This window comes from Vibrio splendidus (assembly GCF_002873455.1).
GTDB classification, from domain to species: Bacteria; Pseudomonadota; Gammaproteobacteria; order Enterobacterales; family Vibrionaceae; genus Vibrio; species Vibrio splendidus_J.
The window spans coordinates 132,168-156,131 of record NZ_MCUN01000046.1 but is presented as its reverse complement, the minus strand read 5'-3'; the positions used below and the strand labels follow the sequence as shown (position 1 = coordinate 156,131).

The window sequence follows — 23,964 nt, the reverse complement described above, 5'->3', positions numbered from 1 at the left end:
AAAATATAATTCTAATTGTGGAGTGTGACTATGACCGCACGTGAAACTGTGGTTCCAGTTTTACTTGAAAAAGTGTACAAACTGATTCAAGACAAACTTGACCTTGCTCATCGACCTCTCGTAACTCAACTTGCTCAACACTTGTTTAGTAACGTTTCTCACGACGACCTAACTCAGAGAAACGAATCCGATTTATACGGTGCTGTAGTTAGCTTATGGCATCACATCAATGAAAAGAAAGCCGGCGAAATTTCTGTCCGCGTTTTTAACCCGACAGTGAGCCGCCAGGGTTGGCAATCGACTCACACCATCGTTGAGATAGTGGTACCAGATAGCCCATTCCTCGTTGATTCTGTAAAAATGGCATTAACTCGCCTCGATCTCTCTTCTCACCTTATGCTTCATAACCCAACACAAATCTCACGTTCTGATAAGGGGAGTGTTGTTGGGGTAAGTAACAATGAAGGTGCATTCCAATCGCTTTTCCATATTGAAGTTGACCGTCTTAGCAGTAAATCTGAAATGGCAGCGCTTAAAACGGAACTGCTAGATATCTTTACCGATACTGACTTAGTTGTGAACGATTGGTTGAAGATGGTTGAAAGACTTGAAGAAGTAACGAATCAAGTCGAAAAACAAAAAGAGAACATCCCAGTAGACAGCCAACGTTTTGATGAGACGCTAGCGTTTCTTCGTTGGTTAGGCGAACACAACTTCACATTCATGGGTTATAAGGAATATGACCTTGTTTCCGTTAACGGCGACACTGAACTGCAACCGACCAATGAGCAAGGTCTTGGTTTGTTTGCGAATTCAGATCGCGTACGTAACGTTAAGCTGTCTGAGTTTTCTGACTCGGCGCGCTTAGAAGCGAAAAAACCGTATGTATTGATCGTAACAAAGGGCAACACGGCTTCACGCATCCACCGTCCAGCTTACAACGATTACATCGGCATCAAGAAGTTTGATAAAAACGGCAAGGTAATCGGTGAGCACCGCTTTACGGGTCTTTATACTTCTGCTGTTTATAACCAAACCGTTGAAACCATTCCACTGGTTCGCGAGAAAGTAGAGCGTATCTTAGATGCAAGTGGTTACCGTAAGGGTTCATATTCTTACAAAGCACTGCACAATATTCTAGAAAACTACCCACGTGATGAACTGCTTCAAGCTCGAGAAGAAGAGTTACTTGAAGTCGGTACGGGCGTAGTTCAAATGCAAGATCGCGATCTTCTGCGTTTGTTTGTTCGCAAAGACCCATTTGGCCGTTTCTTCAGCTGTATGGTTTACGTAACAAAAGATCGTTACAACACCGAACTTCGTCGTCAAACGCAGCGTATCTTGAAGCAATACTTTGGCTGCGAAGAAGAAGTTGAATTCACGACTTACTTCTCTGAAAGCCCACTGGCAAGAACGCACTATATTGTTCGTGTTGATAACAACAACATGGATGTGGACGTGAAAACAATTGAGCAAAATTTAATGGAAGTATCGTCTACGTGGGATGACCGCCTGTCTGAATCAATCGTTGCAAACTTCGGTGAGAGCAAAGGTCTTCCGTTATCGAAAGAGTACATGCGTGCATTCCCACGCTCGTACAAAGAAGACATGATGCCAGGTTCTGCTGTTGCAGACATCGAGCGTCTAGAAGCACTAAGTGAAGATAACAAACTTGGTATGCTTTTCTACCGTCCTCAAGAAGAGGCGGCAGACTCTAAAGCTGTTCGTTTGAAGTTGTTCTATCACAGTGATGAGCCGATTCACCTGTCTGATGTTATGCCAATGCTTGAAAACTTTGGCCTGCGCGTTATTGGTGAATCACCTTATGAAGTGCGCAAGACCAATGGGGTGACTTATTGGATCCTTGATTTCTCGATGCTGCATAAGAGTGACAAGACGATTGATCTTCGTGAAGCTCGCGATCTATTCCAACAAGCCTTTGCTGCGATTTGGGCGGGTGAGTTAGACAGCGATGGCTTCAACCGCTTAGTGCTGGGTGCTGGTCTTTCAGGCCGTGAAATCTCAATATTACGTGCATATGCGCGTTACATGCGCCAAGTTGGTTTCCCATTCAGCCAACAATACATTGAAGACACATTGTCTCATTACCCAGATCTAGCGAAAGGGTTAGTGAGCTTATTCGGCAAGCGTTTTGATCCTAAATTAAAGGGCAGCGCGAAAGGCCAACAAGATCTTATTAAGAAGATCACTGAACAGTTGGATCATGTAGAAAGCTTGGATGATGATCGTATCATTCGTCGCTACATGGAAATGATCACAGCAACGCTTCGTACTAACTACTATCAGTTAGACGACAACAAACAGTCTAAACCTTGGTTGGCTCTGAAAATGAGACCAAGCGAGATTCCAGATATCCCAGCGCCGGTTCCTGCGTTTGAGATCTTCGTTTACGCACCAGACATTGAAGGTGTACATCTACGTGGCGGTAAAGTCGCTCGTGGTGGTTTACGTTGGTCAGACCGTCAAGAGGATTTCCGTACTGAGATTCTAGGCCTTGTTAAAGCACAACAAGTTAAGAATACAGTAATTGTACCGGTTGGTGCAAAAGGTGGTTTCGTTTGTAAGCGTCAGCACATGATGTCTGGCCGTGATGAAATTTTTGCTGAAGGTCAACGTTGTTACAAGCGTTTCATTCGTGCACTATTAGACGTATCAGACAACATTATTGAAGGCGAGGTTATCCCACCTAAGAGTGTTGTTCGTCACGATGAAGATGATCCGTACTTGGTTGTTGCTGCCGATAAAGGCACAGCAACGTTCTCAGATCTAGCAAACTCAGTATCTGATGAATACAACTTCTGGTTAGGCGATGCATTTGCCTCTGGCGGTTCAAACGGTTACGACCATAAAGCCATGGGTATCACCGCGAAAGGTGGTTGGGAATCTGTTAAGCGTCACTTCCGTGAAATGGGCATCAACTGTCAAACAACGGACTTCACCGCTATCGGTGTAGGTGATATGGCGGGCGATGTGTTTGGTAACGGCATGCTGTTGTCTAAGCATATTCGTATGCAAGCTGCGTTTAACCACATGCATATCTTCATTGACCCGAATCCAGAATCAGCGTCAAGCTGGGTAGAGCGTGAGCGCTTGTTTAATCTGCCTCGCTCAAGCTGGGAAGATTACAACAAAGATCTTATCTCTCAAGGTGGTGGTATCTTCTCTCGTAGAGCGAAGTCTATCCCTTTGACGCCTGAAATTCAGAAAATGCTGGGTACCAAGAAAGCATCAATGGCACCGAATGACTTGATCAAAGCGATCTTGTCTATGCAGGTTGATCTTCTTTGGAATGGCGGTATCGGTACATACGTTAAGTCTTCAAACGAGACTCATACTGATGTAGGTGACCGTGCAAACGACGTGCTCCGTATCGATGGTCGTGACCTGAAAGCTAAGGTTGTTGGTGAAGGCGGTAACTTGGGTATGACTCAATTGGGTCGTATTGAATACGCGCTTACGGGTGGCCGAGTTAATACCGACTTTGTTGATAACGTTGGCGGTGTAGACTGTTCGGATAACGAAGTAAACATTAAGATCTTCTTGAATGGTTTGGTGTCTAATGGGGATCTAACCGTTAAGCAACGTAACCAAGTGCTTGAATCGATGGAAGATGAAGTTGGCGAAATCGTACTAGATGATGCATATTGCCAAGCTGAGTCTATTTCGGTTACTGAGCATCAAGGTGTTGGCTTAGTCAAAGAGCAAATCCGCTTTATTCATACAATGGAAAAAGCAGGGTACTTAGATCGTGGTTTGGAATACATCCCGGATGATGAAACATTGCTTGAGCGTGAGAAGCAGGGCCAAGGCCTAACAAGACCAGAGCTTTCTGTACTTGTTGCTTACGGAAAAATGGTGCTTAAAGAAGATCTTGTTAGTGATGATATCGCTAATGATGAATTCCATGCTCAACAGCTTATGCAATACTTCCCAACAGCGTTACGTCGTAACTACTCGCAGCACATGGATAACCATCCACTACGTTCTGAAATCATCGCGACGGCACTGGCTAACCAAATGGTTAACGAGATGGGTTGTAACTTTGTCACTCGCCTGCAAGAAGAGACTGGCGCAAATATCGTTGATATTGCAAATGCTTACGCGGCATCACGTGAAATCTACGGTCTTGGTAAAGTTCTGAAGAGCATCCGTGAGTTGGATAACGTTTCAAGTTCTGAAGCTCAATATGAATTGATCTACCATGTTCGCCGTACACTTCGTCGTTTGGCTCGTTGGTTGCTAAGAAACCGTACTGGTAAACAGTCAGTGAAAGCACTGATTGAACTTTACCAAGGTGATGTTCTTACTATTACAGAGAAACTGGATGAAAATCTAGTGGCTTCAGAAGTAGAAGAGCATAACGCAATGGCACAGTTATGGATTGACCAAGGCGTAAACGCTGAGTTGGCCAATTCAGTCGCGCGTTTGTCTAGCTTGTACTCAGCACTGGATATATCCACAGTGGCTCGTGAAACGGGTAAAACAGTACAACAAACGTCTAAGCTTTACTTCAACCTTGGTGACCGTTTGTCTTTGCACTGGTTCTTGAAACAAATCAATGGCCAAGCAGTAGACAACAACTGGCAAGCGCTGGCACGTGCAGCATTCAGAGAAGATCTGGATTGGCAACAACGTCAACTAACTGGCCAGGTGCTTAACTGCGGTTGTGCTTCAGATATTGACGTGATTAAAGCGCTTGATGATTGGATGGAAAGTAATTCTGTTTCTTTACATCGTTGGGAAAGCATCTTGAACGAATTCAAAGTAGGTTCGGTTCATGAGTTTGCTAAGTTCTCAGTGGCACTACGTGAATTGATGCTATTGAATCTAAACTGCATGTCTACAGACTAGCGATTAGATAAACGAAAAGAAACAAGGGCAGGCCATTAGGTCTGCCTTTTTCGTTTGGCTGAATAGTAAATGACGTGTCCAATTATTTCGTTGAGTCACTTATGCTTGTCCAAGTTAGCTTATCCCTAGTCGAGTCAACCTATGCTCGTTACATGAATGATAGTCAAATAGGCTGTTCGCGAGAGGAAACGGTAACGTTTGCTTAATAATAAACCTCATTCGTTAGCAAACTTGATTATCTTACCCTTACAGACAGTAATAGATTGAATAGTTGAGTAAATAAGTAAATAATATCGCCCCGTTTACACGGCGCTTTTTTCTATCGGAGGCACAATGCTTTACCGTCTAGCCAGAACTGGCTTTTTTCAACTTGATGCCGAAAAGGCTCATGATCTTGCAATTCAAAATTTCAAACGCTTCACAGGTACGCCTATTGATCTTTTGTATCGCCAACAATTACCTCACCGACCTGTAGAGTGCATGGGGCTTACTTTTAAAAACCCAGTTGGCCTTGCAGCCGGCCTAGACAAAAACGGTGAATGCATCGATGCATTTGGCGCAATGGGTTTTGGTTTCGTAGAAGTAGGGACTGTTACTCCTCGTCCACAGTCAGGTAACGATAAACCTCGTTTGTTCCGTCTTGTTGAAGCTGAAGGTATTATCAATCGCATGGGTTTTAACAACCTAGGTGTAGATAACCTAATTGAGAATGTTAAGAAGTCGAACTATGACGGCATCTTAGGTATCAATATTGGTAAGAACAAAGACACGCCAATTGAAAAGGGCGCAGAAGATTACATTATCTGTATGGAGAAGGTATACCAATACGCAGGTTACATTGCGGTAAATATCTCTTCACCAAATACTCCAGGACTTCGTTCGCTACAATATGGCGAAGCACTTGATGATCTGTTGTCTGAACTAAAAACCAAGCAATCTGAATTAGAAGCGAAGCATGGCAAATATGTCCCGCTTGCTCTTAAGATCGCTCCGGATCTAAGTGATGACGAAATCAGCCAAATTTGCGAATCATTGATCAAAAATAAGATCGATGGTGTGATCGCAACTAACACGACACTTGATCGCAGTATCGTTGAAGGCATGAAGCATTGCGACGAAGCGGGTGGCCTAAGTGGACGTCCAGTTCAATCTCGTAGTACTGAAGTTGTTCGCAAACTTCACGAAGAGCTGGGTGACCAACTACCGATCATCGGGGTAGGTGGCGTTGACTCTTACGTTGCTGCAAAAGAGAAAATGATGGCGGGCGCTAAGCTTGTACAAGTTTACTCTGGTTTCATCTACAAAGGTCCAGGCCTTGTGGGCGACATCGTCAAAAATCTATAGTTCGTAAAAACGATCTTAGTTCAAAGACTACAATCTGGCACCGTCTTACTAAAAGAGACACTGTAACTCACTGAGTTGTAGAGAAAAGCGATAAGAAAGAGGAATTCATTTCCTCTTTTTTTTTGCCTATCGCACAGTAAAATTACTGTAATTGAAGGTAATTTTGCGTTTTACCTAATGGAATGGTTCAACAGTGTGAGACGAAATGATGCTTAAACCTAGCGATACATGGAGTTGGTATTACGATGAGCAGCAATGTTCATTGATGCTAAACCTCGGAGAGGATATGATTTTTAAAACGAATCTGGTCCGCAATAAGCTGGTGGACTGCGCTTTTAAAGATAATGAATTCACTGTTGATGATGCATCTTCTTACCAAACCTTCAAAGAACAAATTTCTGGCTTAGAACTGTCTGAGCCACGCCAAGCAGAGCTTGCACTTTATTGTGTGGCTGCAAAGCGTTTCCATAAGCCTGTACAGCCTAAAAGCTGGTTCTTCGACTCACAAGGCACTGGCCATGAATATCCTCAAGAAGGGGATATTGTACAAATGAATAACGAGCATAGTCTTGGTTACTTCATTGTATTGGAAGTAGGAGAGTGTGCGAGCCTATGTGCATTTGTAGACTTAGAAGAGTTCCTCTTAACGCCTTCAAAAGGGTTACGCTTTGGAGACTCGATTAAAGTCATGCACGATAGAATGACTGACGCAAATGCCATCCTTCATCAAGCGCATATTGCGATGGTGGGTTAACCTCTATTCTCTAATCTAGAGCATCACTAGAGCATCACTAGAGCATTATTTCGACCAACCATCGCTACGAATAAACCTGTAATACCTTCCCCATAATCGGCTTAATAGCCGATTTTTTTGTGTCTAAAAAAGCCTATCTCAATAAATACGACGTAGTTCATTCATTTGAATGACGTTGTTCACTTATTTAATTTGTAAAAAACGTATCTTTTTTAACCTCAATTTCGATCGATTCTCTTATTATCGATAGCGGATTTCCTCCGTTTATTCCCTGTTTTGGGTCTTTTGTTGCTAAGTTTCAGCTTGAATTTATTCTTGGTATATACCAATTTATAGGTGAATATAAATGCACTTGATGGTTTAAGCCTAATGATGAGTATTATTTCTGTGAGATTGAGATTTGTTGTGTTGTAAGGGGATGCGAGTAAGCGATCGCTTCATGACTGACCATTTGCTAAGCAGTTAGTCGAAAGATTCAATGAAAAGACGAGTTTAGTGTGATGCTCTAATAGCAAATTCAGGTATAATCGAGCTCATTTTTATCAATAAAAGAACACTATGAATCAATATCTAGCGGTTACCTCAAATGGCCTTGAGAATTTATTAGTTGAAGAACTAACCCAACTAGGGATTACAAACGCAAAACCTGTTCAAGCAGGTGTTAAATTCAAAGCCACCAATGAGCAAATTTATCGTTGTTGTTTGTGGAGCCGTTTGGCTTCTCGATTTGTACGTGTCCTTTCAGAATTCACTTGTATGGATGACATGGATCTTTACCTATCGACCACTGCGGTTAACTGGGTAAATCAATTCCATAGCACTAAGCGTTTCGTTGTTGATTTCAATGGTACGAACAACGAAATTCGTAATAGCCAATACGGTGCGATGAAAGTAAAAGATGCCGTTGTAGATTGCTTCGAGAAGAAGTCTTTACCGCGCCCATCTATTAGCAAAGAAAATCCAGATATTCGTATTCACGTTCGTCTGCATCGCGACAAAGCGATTCTTGGTGTGGATATGGTAGGTAGTGGCCTTCATCAACGTGGCTACCGTCCAGAATCCGGTCGCGCACCACTGCGTGAAACTCTTGCTGCAGCGATTCTTCTTCGTAGTGGTTGGGATGCAACGAAACCTTTCCTAGACCCTATGTGTGGTTCAGGTACGTTAGTGATTGAAGCGGCAATGATGGCTGCAAACATGGCGCCTGGTGTGAAACGTCAAAAATGGTGTTTTGAATCACTAGAAGATTTCGAACCAGAGCTTTGGGCTGAAGTGAAAGCAGAAGCTAACGTTCAAGGCCGTCGTGGCGTTAAGAAAGTAGAATGTAAGTTCTTCGGTTACGATAATGACGAGCGCATGATCAAAACGGCGCGTGATAATGCACGTCGTGCTGGCGTTGAAGAGTTGATTGAATTCGAAGTAGGTGACGCTGCAAAGCTTAAGCGTCCAGCAGAGTTTACTGATGGTGTGATTGTGTCTAACCCGCCTTACGGTGAGCGTCTAGGTACAGAACCGGGCCTGATTGCACTCTACACAGCATTTGGTGCTCAACTGAAGGCTGAGTTTGGCGGTTGCAACGCTTCTATCTTCTCAAGTTCTGATGAATTGCTTAGCTGCTTGCGTATGCGTGCAGACAAACAGTTCAAACTGAATAACGGTGCGTTACCGTGTCACCAGAAGAACTACTCAATTTCAGACCGTCCTATGTCTGAGCGTCCAACTGGCGAGCAAGAACAGCTGATTGCTCCTGATTTTGCGAACCGTCTTAAAAAGAACATCGGCAAAATCGGTAAGTGGGCTAAGAAAGAACAACTAGATTGCTACCGTATCTACGATGCAGACTTACCTGAATACAATGTAGCGATTGACGTATACCCAGGTCACCTTGTGATTCAAGAATACGCAGCGCCTAAAGATGTGCCGGAAGACAAAGCTAAGCGCCGTTTAACCGATATCATCCGAGCTTCGATTCAAGTGACTGGCGTTGAAGCAAACAACGTAGTGCTTAAGGTTCGTCAGAAGCAGAAGGGTCGTTCTCAATATCAGAAGATGGCTCAAGACTCTTCTAACCTAGAAGTAAACGAATACGGCGTTAAGCTGATTGTTAACCTTCATGACTACTTAGATACAGGCTTGTTCTTGGATCATAAGATTACTCGCCGTCGTATTGGTGAGATGGCTGGTGGTAAAGACTTCTTGAACCTGTTTGCTTACACAGGCAGTGCTTCTGTTCATGCTGCAGTAGGTGGCGCTCGCTCTACAACGACAGTTGATATGTCGAACACGTATCTCGAGTGGGCAAAAGAGAACATGGAACTGAACGGCCGTGTTGGTCGTCAACATCAATTTGTTCAAGCTGACTGCTTACAATGGCTGGCGAAAGAGCAAGGATCTTACGATTTGATCTTTATTGATCCACCAACATTCTCAAACTCTAAGCGTATGGATCAATCTTTTGATGTTCAACGTGACCACATCCAGTTGATGGAAGACCTAAAGCGTCTTCTAAGAGAAGAAGGCACAATTGTGTTCTCTAACAACAAGCGCCATTTCAAGATGGATATGGAAGGTCTGGAAGAGCTGGGTCTTAAAGCTCAGAATATCTCGTCTAAGACGTTGCCTCTGGATTTCTCTCGCAACAAGCACATTCATAACTGCTGGTTGATTACTCATAAGTAATTAAGAGATTGTATAAGGATATATAGTGCTGACTCTCTACAGTACAGAAGGGTGCCATCTATGTGAGATGGCATTCAAACTCACGGAACAGCTGAATATAAGTCATCAGATCAATGTGGTGGATATCGCATTAGATGATGAGCTCTTTTCCCGTTACGGGGTCACTATTCCGGTGCTCAAATTTGAAAGCTCTGATTTGTCTCAACACTCAGAGCTTAACTGGCCATTTGGCTTGTTAGAACTTAACGATTGGTTAAAGAAGAATGGCATTACTTACAATTCATAATGGGCAATTAGCGTTTGGCGATCACCCGTTATTAGATGGTGCGGATTTCGCACTGCAAGAAAACGAACGTGTGTGTTTGGTTGGCCGTAATGGTGCAGGCAAATCAACGTTGATGAAGATTTTGTCTGGCAACATCATCATGGATGACGGCAAGATGCAGATCACGCAAGATGTGGTTGTATCTCGTTTAGAGCAAGATCCTCCTCGTAATGAACAGGGCTCTGTTTACGAATACGTATCTGGTGGTTTAGCTGAGATAGGTGAGCTGCTTAAGGAGTACCACAACTTACTTGATGTTATTGCAGAAGACCCTAGCGAAAAGAATTTAAACCGTCTTACTCGCGTGCAAGAAAAATTGGATCATGCCAACGCTTGGCGTTTTGAAGATCGCGTAAGTAATGTTCTTGCCGCTCTTAAACTAACAGCAAATACCAAACTGACGGAACTGTCTGGTGGTTGGCAACGTAAAGCAGCACTTGCACGCGCGCTTGTATGTGACCCTGACGTATTACTACTTGATGAGCCTACCAACCACTTGGATGTGGCAACGATCGAATGGTTAGAAGCTTTCCTAAAAGACTTCCGCGGTTCAATCATCTTTATCTCGCATGACCGTGCTTTCATCAAATCAATGGCAACACGCATCGTCGACCTTGACCGTGGCAAGCTAAGTTCTTTCCCTGGTGATTACGACAACTATTTGTTAGAGAAAGAAGAAGCGCTGCGTGTTGAAGAGATGCAAAACGCAGAATTCGACAAAAAGCTAGCACAAGAAGAAGTTTGGATCCGTCAAGGTATCAAAGCGCGTCGTACGCGTAATGAAGGCCGTGTTCGTGCCCTTAAAAAGCTTCGCGAAGAGCGTCAAGATCGTCGTGAAGTACAAGGTAAAGCGAATATCCAAATCGATACGTCTGCACGTTCAGGTAAAATCGTATTTGAAGCCGAGAACCTTAACTTCGCATTCGAAGGCAAAGAGATCGTTACAGACTTTAGCTTCAACATCATGCGCGGCGATCGTATCGCACTTATCGGGCCAAATGGCTGTGGTAAGAGTACGGTGCTTAAACTGCTTCTTGATCAACTTAAACCCGATTCAGGTCGTTTGCATTGTGGTACTAAGCTTGAAGTGGCTTACTTTGATCAATACCGCGAAATTCTAGACCCTGAGAAGTCGGTGATTGATAACCTGGCTGATGGTAAGCAAGAAGTAACTGTAGGCGGACGTGAGCGTCACGCACTGAGCTACTTACAAGATTTCTTGTTCTCTCCTAAACGTGCTCGTACACCGGTTAAAGCGCTGTCTGGTGGTGAGAAAAACCGCTTGTTATTGGCTCGTATTTTCCTTAAATCGAATAACTTGTTGATTCTCGATGAGCCTACTAATGATTTAGATATCGAAACATTGGAACTTTTAGAAGATTTACTTGCCAACTATGAGGGTACGTTGCTTCTCGTGAGCCACGATCGTCAGTTCGTTGATAACACGGTAATGACGAGTTGGATATTTGAAGGTAACGGTGTAGTTGAAGAGTTTGTTGGTGGTTACCACGATGCTCAGAAGCAAAGAGCACAAGCACTGGAGTATCGTCAGGTTGAAAAGCCAGCAAAGGCGGAGAAAGTTGTTGAGGAAACTCCCAAAACTGCGCCAGTTAAAGCTAAACCTAAGAAGTTATCGTATAAGCTACAACGAGAACTAGAAACGTTACCTTTGCGTTTGGAAGAATTGGAAACCGAGATTGAAACTCTGCAGCAAGAAGTTAATGATCCAGACTTCTTCTCAAAATCTGTAGAGCAGACACAACCAGTTTTAGATAAGCTATCTGCAGTAGAGCAGGAGCTTGAAGTTGCTTTTGAGCGCTGGGAAGAGCTCGAGGCACTACAACAGGAAAGTTAAGAAGTAATAATGACTTGTACTAAATTTAAATTAACAACAGTTGCAGCATTAGTATTTGCTGTAACTAATGCGAATGCAGCGCTTTATACGATTATTGAAGTGGACAGCCCTGTATCAGGTAATGAAGTTCATGGTGTTGCAATTCAAGATTCTAGCAATAGCACTCTTGGTACACTTGGATGCTTTGATGAGAATGCGACAGCGTCTGAGTGTGATGGATATTTGCTCGCAGGTGAAGCTCGTCAAGGTGTTGAAGGGTTGAGCCATAGAGAGGAAGTGCCTTTTGGTTCGGATAATGCTTTTTATTACGCACAAACTGATGATGGCTCTGATTATTTTCGTTCGTATTGTAGAGATTACTTAGGATATGATAATTGTGATACATCGGGGGGCTGGGGTGATCAATATTGGTATGCTTATGAGCGTGAAAGAAACGGCCAATCTAATTTCAAAGCTTTTGTTGAAGGTTCGACTGGCCAAATTGAGCCTTCGGGTCTTAATACGGTAATCAACTCTCTAGATTCCAATGCTCAAGCTATAGGGAACAGCAGTACTTCTGTTGTTGAGCGTAACCAAGCTTTCCCTTCTGTTACTGTTGGGGGGGATGTGACAAGTACTCCCGTTCAATCTCGAGCATGGGCTACTGATGGAGTTTATACTGTAGGAAGCGTTTCGACGGCTCGTTCAAACGAAAACGAAGGTTCCACACCATTCAACACCTATAATTCTAAAGCTGCGATTTGGGACTCATCCTATACTCAATTGCTAGATTGGGATTCCAAAGCTAAGGAAGAAGAAGATGAACTTCTAGCACAAGGAAGCTTGAGGGACTTTGCGGTTGACGGGACTAAAATCTATGCGGTTGGCTACAATACTTACGATGATCAGCATATGAATGCGACAGTTTATATTTCTGATACTAACGCACTTCCTGCATCCTGGACCAAGAGAGTGATTGACGGTTCTCAGGTTGGTGATGATGACACATATGCTAATTCGACGGGAAGTTCTATTAACAAGCACCTTAATATTGTTGGACAAGCTAAATTGTATAATAAGAGTAATGCGGAGAATGGCGCTTTTCCTGATAAATTGTTTGTGTCTACGTATGAAGGTAATGATACATGGAGTCGTGCTAAGTTCTTAAACGATGGGTCACAATCTATTTTCTTTAATGGTGCGGGAGGGAAAATCGGTAGAATTAATAACTTCAATGAAATTGTTGGTCAGATTGACTCAGAAACTATCCGTGAAAGCGGTGGTAAGCAGCGACGCCATCGAGGCTTTATTTATCCATATCAAGCGACTGGTACAGAAGCAAGCAGAGCTAGCTTGTTTAACAATAAAGCTTGGTGGCTGGATGATTTAACAAACGACGGCAATGCTTCTGGGAATAATAATAGATATCGAATTATCGATGCTTCAGATATTAATGATGCTGGTGTAATTTCAGCGACTGCGATTAGATGTACCGTCAACGGTTCCGCACGTCCTTATGACACAACGGCACACAATTCTTATTGTAATAATGCAGAGTCTTCGTCGACTACTGAAGAGATCGTTGCTGTTAAATTGATTCCTAAACAAGGGAGTGACGCTTCTAACATTCAAGCTCGTGGCACGGATGAACATAAAGTTGATCGTCAAGGCGGTAGCCTAGGTTGGTTGGGTTTGACTGTACTTGGCCTGTTAGGGTTCCGTAGAAAATTTAAATAATTTTACCTCTTGAGCCCGAGTTCACAATTCTGAACTCGGGCTTTTTTTCGCCTTGAGAAAAGTTCAAAAGTGGTCGATTCTTTAAGTTGGAGTCAACAAAACTCCACGAAGTTGTAATCATTGTATGTTAGTAAACGAACACCCGTATGAGGACTGCACTATGAAGAGACAAAAGCGTGATCGCCTAGAACGAGCACAATCTCAAGGTTACAAAGCTGGTTTAAACGGCAGGTCACAAGAAGCTTGCCCATACAGCCAAATGGATTCTAAATCGTATTGGTTAGGTGGTTGGCGTGATGCCAAAGATGATAAGCATTCAGGTCTCTATAAGTAGATAGGGCGAACATATTCAAAGGTCAAGGCTCCATGTTGTATAACAGCTGGAGCCTTGTTAGTTTCTGATAACCATACAAGGCCTTATAAACCGAGAACTGGCTGATTAGAAAGTGATTTAAGGTTGTTCCGCTGGTGGACATATAATTGATGACTTTACTTAATTACCTTTGATGCACTATAACTAAATGAATTGGAATGAAAATAAAGCAACCATTGGCTGCTTTATTAAAAATTTAACGATTAAACTAGAACGCTGACGTGTCTTGGAAAAGACCAACTTTCAAATCTTTAGCAACATAGATCTCTTTACCATCAACAAGAACGCGACCATCTGCAAGGCCCATTACTAGGCGACGGTTAACAACACGCTTCATGTGAATTTCGTAAGTTACTTTTTTAGCCGTAGGTAAGATTTGGCCAGTGAATTTAACTTCACCAACACCTAGAGCACGGCCTTTGCCTTTGCCGCCAACCCAACCAAGGTAGAAGCCAACAAGCTGCCACATTGCATCAAGGCCTAGACAACCAGGCATTACTGGGTCGCCAGGGAAGTGACAGTCGAAGAACCATAGGTCAGGAGTAATATCCAGTTCAGCAAGAATCAAACCTTTACCGAAATCACCTTCAGTCTCAGACATTTTAGTGATGCGATCCATCATCAACATGTTCGGTGCTGGTAGTTGAGGACCTTCTGGCCATAATTCGCCTTGGCTTGATGCTAGAAGATCTTCGCGAGTGTAAGAATCACGTTTGTTTTGCATTATCAATTACTCCGATTTTTGATAGGTGCATATTAGTGAACAGGTGTACGCTAAACAAGTCCGATCAGTACTAGACAAACCAGTTTTTAATGCGTCCAACGATTCCAATAGGGTGCTCATGTCTTTCAAAATTTTCAATACGTTCCGCGATTTTACTCAGAACGCTTTCTTGTTCTTCGTCCCTAAATGGTGCGTTCATAATAAGAGGAATCGCTTCATCTACATTAGACACAGACCAAATATGGAATTCTTCGTTTTTGATGCTTTCAATTAGGTCTGGTTTCAGAGCAAGATGTCTTAAGTTAGATCTTGGAAGGATCACACCTTGTTCGCCAGTTAGCCCGTTGTGTTTACACACATGGTAGAATCCTTCGATTTTCTCGTTTAGCCCACCAACGGCTTGTACACGACCGAATTGGTCGACAGCACCGGTTACCGCTATTTGTTGATTGATAGGGTATTCCGACAAAGCACTTACCAGAGAGCAAAGCTCAGCAAGAGAAGCACTATCGCCATCAACTTCGCAGTATGATTGCTCAAACACAACAGAAGCAGCATATGGCAACGGATCTTCAAGGTTTAGCGCGCTACTTACAAACGCTTGCATGATCATCATGCCTTTCGCGTGAAGGTTGCCACCAAGCTCTGCTTTTCTCTCTACATCGGTAATGTCGCCATCGCCAAAGTGAATAACACAGGAGATACGAGCCGGTTCACCATAAGAAATAGGGTGTCCAGGAACGTCGATGACCGTCAGGCCGTTAACTTGGCCGACTTGCTCACCCTCAGTTTCGATAATGACTTGGCCATCTCGAATATCATCGAGGGCACGTTCAGGAAGGTAAGACTCGCGGTTGTATTTGTGTTGTTGAGCTTGCTGAATATGGTGAATATCAATGTCACCACCATTTGCTTCGATGAGCGCTTCATTCAACAGCGCGTTATGCCAAATCGGACATAGCGGTATGTAGCTTTGGTCTTCCGTTTCTCTTGCGCCTGCCGTTAGGATTCCTACCAACGCTTCTTGAGTGATCGTTGGAAGGTTATAACGACGCTGTAACCACTTAAGATAGCCAAGGTATTGCGTTAGGCTTTCATTGGAGAGCTTAATATCTTGTTCTATTTCACTGAATAGACAAAACCCTGTTTGAATATCGCCATCTAGATAATCCAGATCACCAAGTTGAGCGCGGTCTCCGACAACAATCAACTTAATGTTGTATGTCAATGCTTCGATAGGTGCCTGATTTAGATGCTCAGGAAAACTGCTAATTGGCTCAACAGCTTCACCGAGAAGCGCTGATTTCAATAATAGCCAGCTTCCTGGGTTTGCCAGGATCAGATTGGCTGAAACAACCAGATAGCCATTGTTTGCTCTAGAAAGTAGGCCTGGCTTTGTTGCTACAATTTCACCATTTTTAGACTGAACTTGGTCAAACAAAGTGGCTGCATTTAAAGATTCGGTTTTTATAACAGGCTGAGCTTCGTTGTTTAACTCCGCCGTTAAAGATTCAACGATAAGTTGACGATAGATCGAATTGTCAGGCGCATTAACAAGTAGAACTCGTGAAAGATTGGATAGGCGTACAAAACGGGTTAGCGCATCTCTAAACCTATGTTGAATATCTGAGAATGTGAAAGGAGAGATGTCAGGGAATTGCTCAAGTTGAGCGCTATATTCATCGTACTGAGGCGTTACATGTCGCCAATCTACTTGAGTCATTTAAATGTCTGATTATGATAATAAGGTAGGGAGTATATAGAAAAAGCGGGGAGTCATATAGGTCTATGTTGTAGTTACTAAACACTAAGCTAATATAAGTATGATCTTGGTCTACTCTTTCAAGACAATAATTGTTAAACAACCCATTATGGGTTACGCTGTCACTAGGTTAACTCTCGAGATTAGACATGAAATATCAGCAGCTTGAAAATTTAGAATGTGGTTGGAAATGGAACTACCTGGTAAAAAAATGGAAAGAAGGTGATTCGATCACCTGCCATATTGATTCAAGTGAAGTTGATGTTGCCGTGCAAGCTTTGTTGAAGCTAGAACACCAACCTACAGGCGTTCTTGAGTGGATCTCAAATAACATGTCGCCAGAGCTTGATAACAAGCTTAAACAAGCGATCAGAGCCAAGCGCAAACGTCATTTCAACGCTGAACAAGTACATACTAAGAAGAAGTCTATCGATCTTGATTATCGCGTTTGGGAGAAGCTATCTCAACGAGCAAACGAACTTGGTTGTACGTTATCTGATGCCATAGAGTATTTGGTTAGTGAAGCGTCTCGAAGTGAGCAGGCCAGCAAAACAGTAACCAGTCTCAAAGAAGATTTGAGTAAACTTCTTTCCGACGACAAATAAGCAGCAATAGTGGTGGCATTATGATGTATGTAATCTTAATCGGAGCCGTATTGATTTTTTGGCTCGTCGCAATTGATAGACCCGTATTAAAGATCAAGTTCAACGAAGGTGAGATTGAACAAGTAAAAGGGCATTTACCGCCTAGTTTTAAGCACAATCTTCAAGAAATCGGTCACAACAATGCATTTCAAGGAGAGCTTAAGGTTTACGCAAAGCGTTCTGGTTATAACTTGAAATTTACCAAAGAGATTCCCAAGAATGTTCAACAACGTATTCGAAATGTATTTCCTCATAATGGCTTCAAATCTAAAGGTTCCAAGAAGGCATAACTTTTGAAAGCATGGTTCGTTTAGCAATTTTTAGTACTAATTTAATCTCATACATTTCTTAATAATTTGCATACTGTTTTCAACGCCACATAATTGAGAACAGTATGAAATATCTCGCATTTCTTTTGTGCCTTACGTCTCCAAGCATACTAGCCGATGATGCATTAATTAACCCTGTAGCCAAAAAAATCAAAGTCACAGTGCTGAAAGGGCTTAACAAGAGTAATGTTGATTTTGATGGTTATTGCGACCTGATGATAGAAATGAAGCACTCTAAAGGTTATGCCATAATTAAAAAGGTTAGGGCATCAGGCGACAGCAAAGCATGCAAACAAGCTAAAAAGCACTTACCGAGGAAGAAAAAATTCAAATACAGCTTTCCTGAAAAGTACATCCGCCTCCATATCACAGAATAATTAAACATAATGCACTATAACTAAATAACCTTAATTTTATTGAAACAAATACGTGAACCAATCTCTAATTTCTATTAATATTAATTTTATTATAAAAGCTGAATATGCACGCAAAAATGCATTTAGGGCAAGGGAAAGTCACGGTTGTTGTTAACAAAAAAAATTACACCCCTGAAGTGATTGAGATATCTAGAAAGGTCTCAATCAATGTTGAGGCTCGCTTTAATCGGTGGCTAATCTCGCCTGAGTACAAGCTCGAGCAATCTTCGGTAGATACATTATTGAGTTTGGAAAATAGATACTGTGATAGCGTCATATTTGATGAATCTGACCGCATATCTCACAATCAGCGTATTTTATTGCGTTGTGAACAAGATAGAGTAAACGCTCATCGTGAGAAAGTTGTCGCGAAACAACAAACATTGCGCTACGTGGTCGATGATGTAAGTAATGCAGCCTCGGATCTTATGCTTGAGAAGCTTCAAGGGACTTTAATAAGCACATTGTTCTCAGAGCTACCAGACTACAACCAGTTCGCTGATGTTGGCTATTCGCCATCCTTAAACTTTTCTAAGCTTCATGAAATATCGACCAAAAGTAGTGTATTGAGTTCAAGTCTAATCGAGTTTGTTTCCAATCGTGAGTTCACTGAAAAGTACGGTAAAAAATCCAGGGTAATTCTCGACCCTAAAGTTGCAGCGCGTCAAATAGGTATCGAGAACTGTCGCTTGTTGTTTCCATTGCTAATGAGCCAGCAGCTTATTAAATGGAGTGATAGCAACATCAAGCACATTACACCTAAGGTTTGGCAGCATTTGATGGTTACTTCAAACGCGACTCGAATTCGACTTCAAGAAACGTCGGTAAAAGATCCTAACGTCGGTATTCTACTTGGGGTTTTGAGAAGCTTACCTTTGTTTTTGATTTGTAACCATTTTTCTTCAGTTTTTGAAGATGCATTAGTAAAAACGATGCTAGGTTATCGTGAAGCAAGCGACAAGCATGATGAATACTATGCTTGTACTGAAGTGATGCCAAACACACAGTTTCTCGAAATAATGGTAGAGAAATTAGACCTTATGTTACTAAAAAATCTCGTTGAATTTGTAGATTGGAGCCCAAGTAATCTGTTCATCAAGAGGGCGCTTTTGGAAGAAGTGAATGATATCCCCGTACTTGAGCGAACAGTTTATGGCGCAGCTCTTGCTCAAGGTCGAAAGTTTTCTATTTTCGAAGCATTAGATAACAGCGAGTTGTTTAACGTTAAGCATCGCCCTTATTGGTTTTCTACAGTTCAAATGTCTATAACGACAATTGAACAAATGCAGGATAGGGTGCTTGGAAAACTGACGACGAACATGTAAACAAAAGGGAGCTACATTAAATATAGCTTCCTTTTTGCTACAGTGTAACCTTTAATAAGTCGTTATTTTTCGATATCAATCAGTTGTTTGTGTTATTTTAACTGACCACTTCGAATGTAAACGACTCTTGTTTGGCTATTGCGTGTTTAACGGGAATTCCAAGGCGCTGGCAAGTCATCAGAACTTTCAACTTCCTGTCGGCAGGAGCGTGTTCAGAGAGGATCACAGACCTTAGGCATTCTCTATTAAGGTACAGCTTATTGCCGAGCATCTCCTCGTTAGGTAACACCCAGCGATATTCCTTTTCGTAACGCCAATTAGAATGCTTGATCTTAAATATTTCTGCTTCCAATCCTGATGCTTGGATTTCCGTCAACGATTCTAAGTGGAACATGCTTGGGTCGTCTTCATACTGGACTTCAAAGCAATTGAGCTTGGCCTCACCATTGTAACAATTGAGATCATACTCGATACACATGCCTTTAAAGTTATCGCCATACTGAGACCAGAGTATTGGATGGTCATTCGACTGAGAAAAACACATAACTTTGAAATCGTTCTGAAGTTCGTTGTCGAGCAGATAGTTAGACTCAAAAGGGTTATTAAAGCTCTTAGCGTAATCAAACCACAACGAACACTCGGAAATAGATTGTATGTTTCTGTCGTGGAGAGATCTGAACTTATAAAGTTTAGGCAACATATCAAACACCTAGTTTACAACATCGTCTGATGTTAACACTTTAATCCATAACTCATACCCGAATGCATAGCATTTGATTGCTCAATCACCAAATTTATTGGTACAACTGTTTGATAGATCAAAATTTAAACACGAAATAGTGGCCGGTTTAAGTGGTTTGTTTTGCATCAAGCTACGCTTTTAAGTTGTAGCTCTTAAATAAGATACAACGTAACTTTATTTATGGTCAAATTATCTTGTTAAAGCAGAGGTCGAGGTGGGAAGGTGAAATAGGCGACCAAGATTAAAGCCGAACTTTAAAAGGACGGCTTTACTTGTATCGAGCCTACGTATGAATAAAGATTAGAAGTGGTACCTTGCGCCTAGGTAAGCTGTTTGTGGTGACACGTCGATTGATTCTATTTCAACGTTTGCATAGCGGTATCCAATATGGATGTCGACGTTGTCTGCCACTATCGCACCAAGCTCAGCACCAACTTGGTAGGCTGCTTCAGACTTAGAGCCTGAGACTCCAAAAGCTTTCGCTTCCATATCCATAGAGCCAACACCTGCTAATAGAGATACATACAGATCTAATACGTCACCTTTAACAATGAACTTCGGTTTAACGTTTAAAAAGAAAGCTTGTCCTTCAATATCCATTACATCGTTAAAGTTAACTTTACCTATTTTTCGGTATTCAGCTTCTACTCCTAGTTTTACTACATCGTGAGTATCGAATTCATAACCTCCAATTAAGTTGTAACTAAGGTCGGATAGGTCAGATGAATCTTCAATGGCACTACCGCGATATTCCAATTCAGTTTCATTATAAAAGCCGATATCAACACCAGCATAAAAATGACCATGTTCTCTAGGTGAGTTTTCGTTTTCACTAGCAAGCGCCTGCGAGTTGATGCCAAAAGCGGTGAATAGCGATAGGGCGATTGTACTTATTTTCATGTAAGGCCTTCTGAGATAGTAAGTTATTCAATTCCAGAATATGTTAACAAACAAAAGATACTCTAACTAATTGAGAACTGGTCTAAATATCTGATTTTAAAGACTTGTTGGTAATAGAGTTATCACTATCGCAGTTGTAAGACAAAGTACTACAATCAGAAAGTGGCGAATAGTATTTTTTGTTGCACTGTAAATTATTATCAAACTAAGCTGTCATATAAGTACGTTTTGAATGGAAACGTCTGGTAATAATGACAGTTGAGCATCAAGCAAATCAAAGCTTGTGGTTCGAGAGTATGTTTGGCTTATTGCATAATTATATCTAGCGAAAAAGAGTAACCAAGTCTTCTCAGTCTACAAACGCGGATTCTGTCTCACTGAATCTTAGGTTCATCAAACGACCAGTCGCATCATCAATGAGCACCAATAGACAGCATTTGTCACTGCGGCCTTCAAACCCGTTTATTTGGATAAGTTCACCTAAGCAATCACGGCGGTAACGAGACTGTTAGATCCGAGGTTTACGTTGTGAATGTGGAAGCCACAGTCCGTCGGCAATCATCCATTGACGCAAAGTTTCGTTTGATATAGGCAAGTTGTGCAGCTCAGATAACTTTTCTTGAGCGAGTGTTGGTGAGAAGTCGTTGTAGTTTTCACGGACAAGACTTAGCACCGAGTTTCGATAATCACTTGAATAACGATGATTGCTAGGCTTACCGCGAGCGCGATGAGCCAATCCGCTCGCACCGTATTTACGAAGTCGGTTCATCAGGCGTTGGATGTGACGGACACTCAAGCTGAGGATCTCGGCAGCATCGACTCGACGTATCCGTCGCTGACACACATCTTCAATTACTTTAAAACGATTGATCTCTGAATCACTCATAGTCACCAGCATGTTGTTATGTCCATAGCGTTTACCAATATCAATTAAGCCTAGTGGTGATGAGCTAGAGGGACAGTTTAACTTTGGAAAATAGTGACATTACAACTTTGCGCTTACAAGCCAACTGCGTATTATGGGTCTAAATTATGTTGAGTGGTTTGCTTTGCTTAACTGAATAAGAACGTGGGTGAGTAACATGCTCAATGAGGAGGTCGGCTTGTCCGGCCTTTTTGATGCCCGTTAGGAAAATCGTTGTTAGAAGTTAACCCGTAACATAATTTGCACAATACGCATTGAACCACCCCTGTATTCGCAAGCATAGCGCGCCAGTGTTTGAGATTTATCGAGTTCTTTTGCCCCGCAGGGATAAGGGCACTCGATACCGTTCTTTGGCATGACTCCCCTAAATGCCCGAAAAGCAGCGAAGCGTTACTCCCTCAAAAGAAGAGCACAAAACTAGTTCTTCATCTTGCCAGAATAGCTTTTTGGTACAGGGCACTGCCAACTTCCGGTTCTATCGATGATTTTCTAACTGCAAAAAGCCATTCGTAAGAATGGAGGGGCCCCGTTTCGCCGGGGAGGAACCATTCTCTAGAATGGCTCTTTTCTTATGCGATTATTTCGAAGATAAGGTTGGGGTTCCTGTAACACCCCAACTAACTGCGGACATCCGCATAAACTCCGAGTTTATTTGTCTTCCTCTTGAGTGTCTCTTTTTAGATCTTTCATCTTTTGGCTAATTATTTTGTCGCTGATTTTTACAACGGCCTTTAGTAGTTCTTCAGCGCCATTGTCGATGAAGTTATTTTTTTTTTCACCGTAAACGATGTAATTTAAACTTGTGTTGGTTACTTCAGATATGCTCACCGCATCCCTTAGTTTTGGTTCGGTTTTTCCTTTGGCAATTCTGACTAGTGTACTAACACTGATTCCGGTCTTTTGGCTAATTTCCTCATATCCACCGTTTTCTTTTATTGCGGCATGAAACCTTTCAGCTTTGTTACTCATCATTCTATTCCTGATATTCATTTGCTCTTATTGTACACCCACTTTTCCAGTTGTGACCTCTAAATGGTCAGAAGTGACAATTTAACATTGTTATTATTCGCACTTCTGATATATCATTTGTGACTTAATTATTATCACTAATGACCATTGACAGGGTTTTCATTTGTTCTTTATTGACCAACTATTCATGCAACAAGATCACCATGAGGGGAATCTTCCTCTTGTGGGGCGTCATGTTATCGAAAGGGTTGAGTTGGAAACTGGTGAAAATCTTCCTCCGACGGTTAATCAGAAAATATTAGAAGGCTCATACAGTACCAAGTTAACCATTCGATGTAATGGCACCCGTGTTCGAGTTGAAGGAAACCCGTCACGATGGCAGCGCATGGACAATCTCTTCGGGTTACAGACGCTCGATGAATGCGTAGCAATTTATAACCATATTTTAGCTTCGTATGACTTACCTCCGTTTACTAAAAATACTCGCTTTGCTCACCGTCAATCTGCTGATGGTAAATCGTCTTCATTGATTGGTAATGGTGCTGAAATCACATCGATAGACTGGACTCGGAATTTAGCTGTAGGGAAGGGCAAGGAACGCTCTTTTATTCGAGGTCTTTCTTCTATGCAGATTGGTCGAGGGCGGAAACCTAAGCTTTATCCTGATGGGAATACCTGTAACTGGGGAGAGGGTTCTACTTGGATAATGGACAAGCTCTATGCAAAAGCAGTTGACTTACAGAGACATTTATTAAAAGACCAACGAAAAAAAGAAGGGGTATCACAAGAAGCATTAGATTATGTGAACAAACTTATTGATTATTGCGAATCATCTGGCGTAGTCCGAGAAGAGCACAGTTTAAGACAAGCATTATTAAAACGACACGACTTACAATTTTACGGCATCACTACAGAACAAGACTTTCACAAACACTTACAAGATATTGAGAATGCTATGAAAACAACACAAATATCATACGACGAACATCAATCTTTTGCAGATCAACTTTTATCGCTGGGCGTAGTTAAGAGCCGACAAGCAGCCAATGCAACGCAGAGTTACGCCATTATGTGGCAGCATGGAACAGACTTAAGGAGTGTTTTAAAAGATCGTCAATTTTACGAACATAAAGCGCGCCTAAAAGCGATTGGTATCGATATTGGTCAACAATTCGATGTTAGTCGTATGTGCCCAACACTTAAACGCTCTGAAATTATCGAAGTTCAGCCACTCGAAATTCCGCCCTGGTACAAAATGCCAGTCGTAGCCGAAACCAATATTTTACCTTTCAAAGCCTACGCATAGGAAA

At 42.1% G+C, this 23,964-nt stretch carries 18 protein-coding genes and 1 pseudogene; 13 read left to right on the top strand and 6 right to left on the bottom strand.

Features of this window, described 5'->3' with window-relative positions:
- Nucleotides 1-30: 30 nt before the first annotated feature.
- The 8 genes from BCU75_RS20580 to rmf all read left to right on the top strand — a co-directional run bounded on the left by BCU75_RS20580 (nucleotide 31) and on the right by rmf (nucleotide 13,879).
- Entirely contained in the window at nucleotides 31-4,872 is a 4,842-nt protein-coding gene (locus BCU75_RS20580; protein ID WP_102474933.1) for an NAD-glutamate dehydrogenase, read from the top strand.
- 333 nt (nucleotides 4,873-5,205) lie between these two features.
- On the top strand, nucleotides 5,206-6,216 hold the full coding sequence (pyrD, locus tag BCU75_RS20575) for a quinone-dependent dihydroorotate dehydrogenase (protein WP_102474932.1): 1,011 nt from the start codon (nucleotides 5,206-5,208) through the stop codon (nucleotides 6,214-6,216).
- Between the two features lie 205 nt (nucleotides 6,217-6,421).
- The gene (locus BCU75_RS20570; protein WP_102474931.1) at nucleotides 6,422-6,970 is read left to right on the top strand and encodes a cell division protein ZapC; all 549 of its coding nucleotides are present in this window, start codon (nucleotides 6,422-6,424) and stop codon (nucleotides 6,968-6,970) included.
- Between the two features lie 558 nt (nucleotides 6,971-7,528).
- Nucleotides 7,529-9,649 carry a bifunctional 23S rRNA (guanine(2069)-N(7))-methyltransferase RlmK/23S rRNA (guanine(2445)-N(2))-methyltransferase RlmL gene (gene rlmKL / locus BCU75_RS20565; RefSeq protein ID WP_017086278.1) on the top strand — a complete coding sequence of 707 codons (2,121 nt, stop codon included), beginning with the start codon at nucleotides 7,529-7,531 and terminating at the stop codon, nucleotides 9,647-9,649.
- A 25-nt stretch (nucleotides 9,650-9,674) separates the two neighbouring features.
- Nucleotides 9,675-9,935: a glutaredoxin family protein gene (locus BCU75_RS20560; protein ID WP_017106982.1), complete on the top strand. Its 261-nt coding sequence runs from the start codon at nucleotides 9,675-9,677 to the stop codon at nucleotides 9,933-9,935.
- Nucleotides 9,913-11,829 carry an ABC transporter ATP-binding protein gene (locus tag BCU75_RS20555; protein ID WP_017106981.1) on the top strand — a complete coding sequence of 639 codons (1,917 nt, stop codon included), beginning with the start codon at nucleotides 9,913-9,915 and terminating at the stop codon, nucleotides 11,827-11,829. Before BCU75_RS20560 ends, BCU75_RS20555 begins: the two co-directional genes overlap by 23 nt.
- 9 nt (nucleotides 11,830-11,838) lie before the next feature.
- The gene (locus tag BCU75_RS20550) at nucleotides 11,839-13,545 is read left to right on the top strand and encodes a DUF3466 family protein (RefSeq protein WP_102474930.1); all 1,707 of its coding nucleotides are present in this window, start codon (nucleotides 11,839-11,841) and stop codon (nucleotides 13,543-13,545) included.
- Between the two features lie 160 nt (nucleotides 13,546-13,705).
- The gene (gene rmf, locus BCU75_RS20545) at nucleotides 13,706-13,879 is read left to right on the top strand and encodes a ribosome modulation factor (protein WP_017074275.1); all 174 of its coding nucleotides are present in this window, start codon (nucleotides 13,706-13,708) and stop codon (nucleotides 13,877-13,879) included.
- A gap of 247 nt (nucleotides 13,880-14,126) precedes the next feature.
- Here the strand turns inward: rmf and fabA are convergent, their stop codons facing one another.
- The gene (gene fabA / locus BCU75_RS20540) at nucleotides 14,127-14,642 is read right to left on the bottom strand and encodes a bifunctional 3-hydroxydecanoyl-ACP dehydratase/trans-2-decenoyl-ACP isomerase (RefSeq protein WP_010440782.1); all 516 of its coding nucleotides are present in this window, start codon (nucleotides 14,640-14,642) and stop codon (nucleotides 14,127-14,129) included.
- Nucleotides 14,643-14,712: 70 nt separating this feature from the next.
- Nucleotides 14,713-16,365: an AAA family ATPase gene (locus BCU75_RS20535; RefSeq protein WP_102474929.1), complete on the bottom strand. Its 1,653-nt coding sequence runs from the start codon at nucleotides 16,363-16,365 to the stop codon at nucleotides 14,713-14,715.
- Nucleotides 16,366-16,553: 188 nt separating this feature from the next.
- Between BCU75_RS20535 and matP the strand changes: the two genes are divergently transcribed.
- The 4 genes from matP to BCU75_RS20515 all read left to right on the top strand — a co-directional run bounded on the left by matP (nucleotide 16,554) and on the right by BCU75_RS20515 (nucleotide 19,118).
- Complete coding sequence (gene matP / locus BCU75_RS20530; RefSeq protein WP_102474928.1) at nucleotides 16,554-17,009, top strand: macrodomain Ter protein MatP; 456 nt, start codon at nucleotides 16,554-16,556, stop codon at nucleotides 17,007-17,009.
- 20 nt (nucleotides 17,010-17,029) lie between these two features.
- The gene (locus tag BCU75_RS20525; protein WP_102474927.1) at nucleotides 17,030-17,338 is read left to right on the top strand and encodes a DUF3634 family protein; all 309 of its coding nucleotides are present in this window, start codon (nucleotides 17,030-17,032) and stop codon (nucleotides 17,336-17,338) included.
- Nucleotides 17,339-17,442: 104 nt separating this feature from the next.
- The gene (locus BCU75_RS20520) at nucleotides 17,443-17,754 is read left to right on the top strand and encodes a hypothetical protein (RefSeq protein WP_102474926.1); all 312 of its coding nucleotides are present in this window, start codon (nucleotides 17,443-17,445) and stop codon (nucleotides 17,752-17,754) included.
- Between the two features lie 104 nt (nucleotides 17,755-17,858).
- Nucleotides 17,859-19,118 (top strand): hypothetical protein, encoded by a 1,260-nt coding sequence (locus tag BCU75_RS20515; RefSeq protein WP_241905398.1) that lies wholly within the window; start codon nucleotides 17,859-17,861, stop codon nucleotides 19,116-19,118.
- 97 nt (nucleotides 19,119-19,215) lie between these two features.
- Here the strand turns inward: BCU75_RS20515 and BCU75_RS20510 are convergent, their stop codons facing one another.
- The 4 genes and pseudogenes from BCU75_RS20510 to BCU75_RS20495 form a co-directional block, all read right to left on the bottom strand.
- On the bottom strand, nucleotides 19,216-19,818 hold the full coding sequence (locus BCU75_RS20510) for a DUF2971 domain-containing protein (protein ID WP_102474925.1): 603 nt from the start codon (nucleotides 19,816-19,818) through the stop codon (nucleotides 19,216-19,218).
- A gap of 342 nt (nucleotides 19,819-20,160) precedes the next feature.
- Nucleotides 20,161-20,760 carry a porin family protein gene (locus BCU75_RS20505; RefSeq protein ID WP_076679274.1) on the bottom strand — a complete coding sequence of 200 codons (600 nt, stop codon included), beginning with the start codon at nucleotides 20,758-20,760 and terminating at the stop codon, nucleotides 20,161-20,163.
- A 358-nt stretch (nucleotides 20,761-21,118) separates the two neighbouring features.
- Nucleotides 21,119-21,646: pseudogene (locus BCU75_RS20500) on the bottom strand (helix-turn-helix domain-containing protein); the annotation flags it as partial.
- 687 nt (nucleotides 21,647-22,333) lie between these two features.
- On the bottom strand, nucleotides 22,334-22,657 hold the full coding sequence (locus BCU75_RS20495) for a helix-turn-helix domain-containing protein (RefSeq protein ID WP_157933917.1): 324 nt from the start codon (nucleotides 22,655-22,657) through the stop codon (nucleotides 22,334-22,336).
- 160 nt (nucleotides 22,658-22,817) lie between these two features.
- On the opposite strand from BCU75_RS20495, the gene BCU75_RS20490 reads away from it, so the two are divergent.
- Nucleotides 22,818-23,960 carry a phage/plasmid replication protein, II/X family gene (locus tag BCU75_RS20490; RefSeq protein ID WP_102474924.1) on the top strand — a complete coding sequence of 381 codons (1,143 nt, stop codon included), beginning with the start codon at nucleotides 22,818-22,820 and terminating at the stop codon, nucleotides 23,958-23,960.
- Nucleotides 23,961-23,964: the final 4 nt, after the last annotated feature.

Bases quoted from the DNA above. Each gene is read 5' to 3' on its own strand.
- BCU75_RS20525 (WP_102474927.1), top strand. From the start codon at position 17,030: ATGATGTATGTAATCTTAATCGGAGCCGTATTGATTTTTTGGCTCGTC.
- rmf (WP_017074275.1), top strand. From the start codon at position 13,706: ATGAAGAGACAAAAGCGTGATCGCCTAGAACGAGCACAATCTCAAGGT.
- BCU75_RS20555 (WP_017106981.1), top strand. From the start codon at position 9,913: ATGGCATTACTTACAATTCATAATGGGCAATTAGCGTTTGGCGATCAC.
- BCU75_RS20535 (WP_102474929.1), bottom strand. From the start codon at position 16,365: ATGACTCAAGTAGATTGGCGACATGTAACGCCTCAGTACGATGAATAT.
- BCU75_RS20580 (WP_102474933.1), top strand. From the start codon at position 31: ATGACCGCACGTGAAACTGTGGTTCCAGTTTTACTTGAAAAAGTGTAC.
- rlmKL (WP_017086278.1), top strand. From the start codon at position 7,529: ATGAATCAATATCTAGCGGTTACCTCAAATGGCCTTGAGAATTTATTA.
- BCU75_RS20495 (WP_157933917.1), bottom strand. From the start codon at position 22,657: ATGATGAGTAACAAAGCTGAAAGGTTTCATGCCGCAATAAAAGAAAAC.
- matP (WP_102474928.1), top strand. From the start codon at position 16,554: ATGAAATATCAGCAGCTTGAAAATTTAGAATGTGGTTGGAAATGGAAC.
- pyrD (WP_102474932.1), top strand. From the start codon at position 5,206: ATGCTTTACCGTCTAGCCAGAACTGGCTTTTTTCAACTTGATGCCGAA.
- BCU75_RS20520 (WP_102474926.1), top strand. From the start codon at position 17,443: ATGAAATATCTCGCATTTCTTTTGTGCCTTACGTCTCCAAGCATACTA.
- fabA (WP_010440782.1), bottom strand. From the start codon at position 14,642: ATGCAAAACAAACGTGATTCTTACACTCGCGAAGATCTTCTAGCATCA.
- BCU75_RS20570 (WP_102474931.1), top strand. From the start codon at position 6,422: ATGATGCTTAAACCTAGCGATACATGGAGTTGGTATTACGATGAGCAG.
- BCU75_RS20510 (WP_102474925.1), bottom strand. From the start codon at position 19,818: ATGTTGCCTAAACTTTATAAGTTCAGATCTCTCCACGACAGAAACATA.
- BCU75_RS20550 (WP_102474930.1), top strand. From the start codon at position 11,839: ATGACTTGTACTAAATTTAAATTAACAACAGTTGCAGCATTAGTATTT.
- BCU75_RS20515 (WP_241905398.1), top strand. From the start codon at position 17,859: ATGCACGCAAAAATGCATTTAGGGCAAGGGAAAGTCACGGTTGTTGTT.
- BCU75_RS20505 (WP_076679274.1), bottom strand. From the start codon at position 20,760: ATGAAAATAAGTACAATCGCCCTATCGCTATTCACCGCTTTTGGCATC.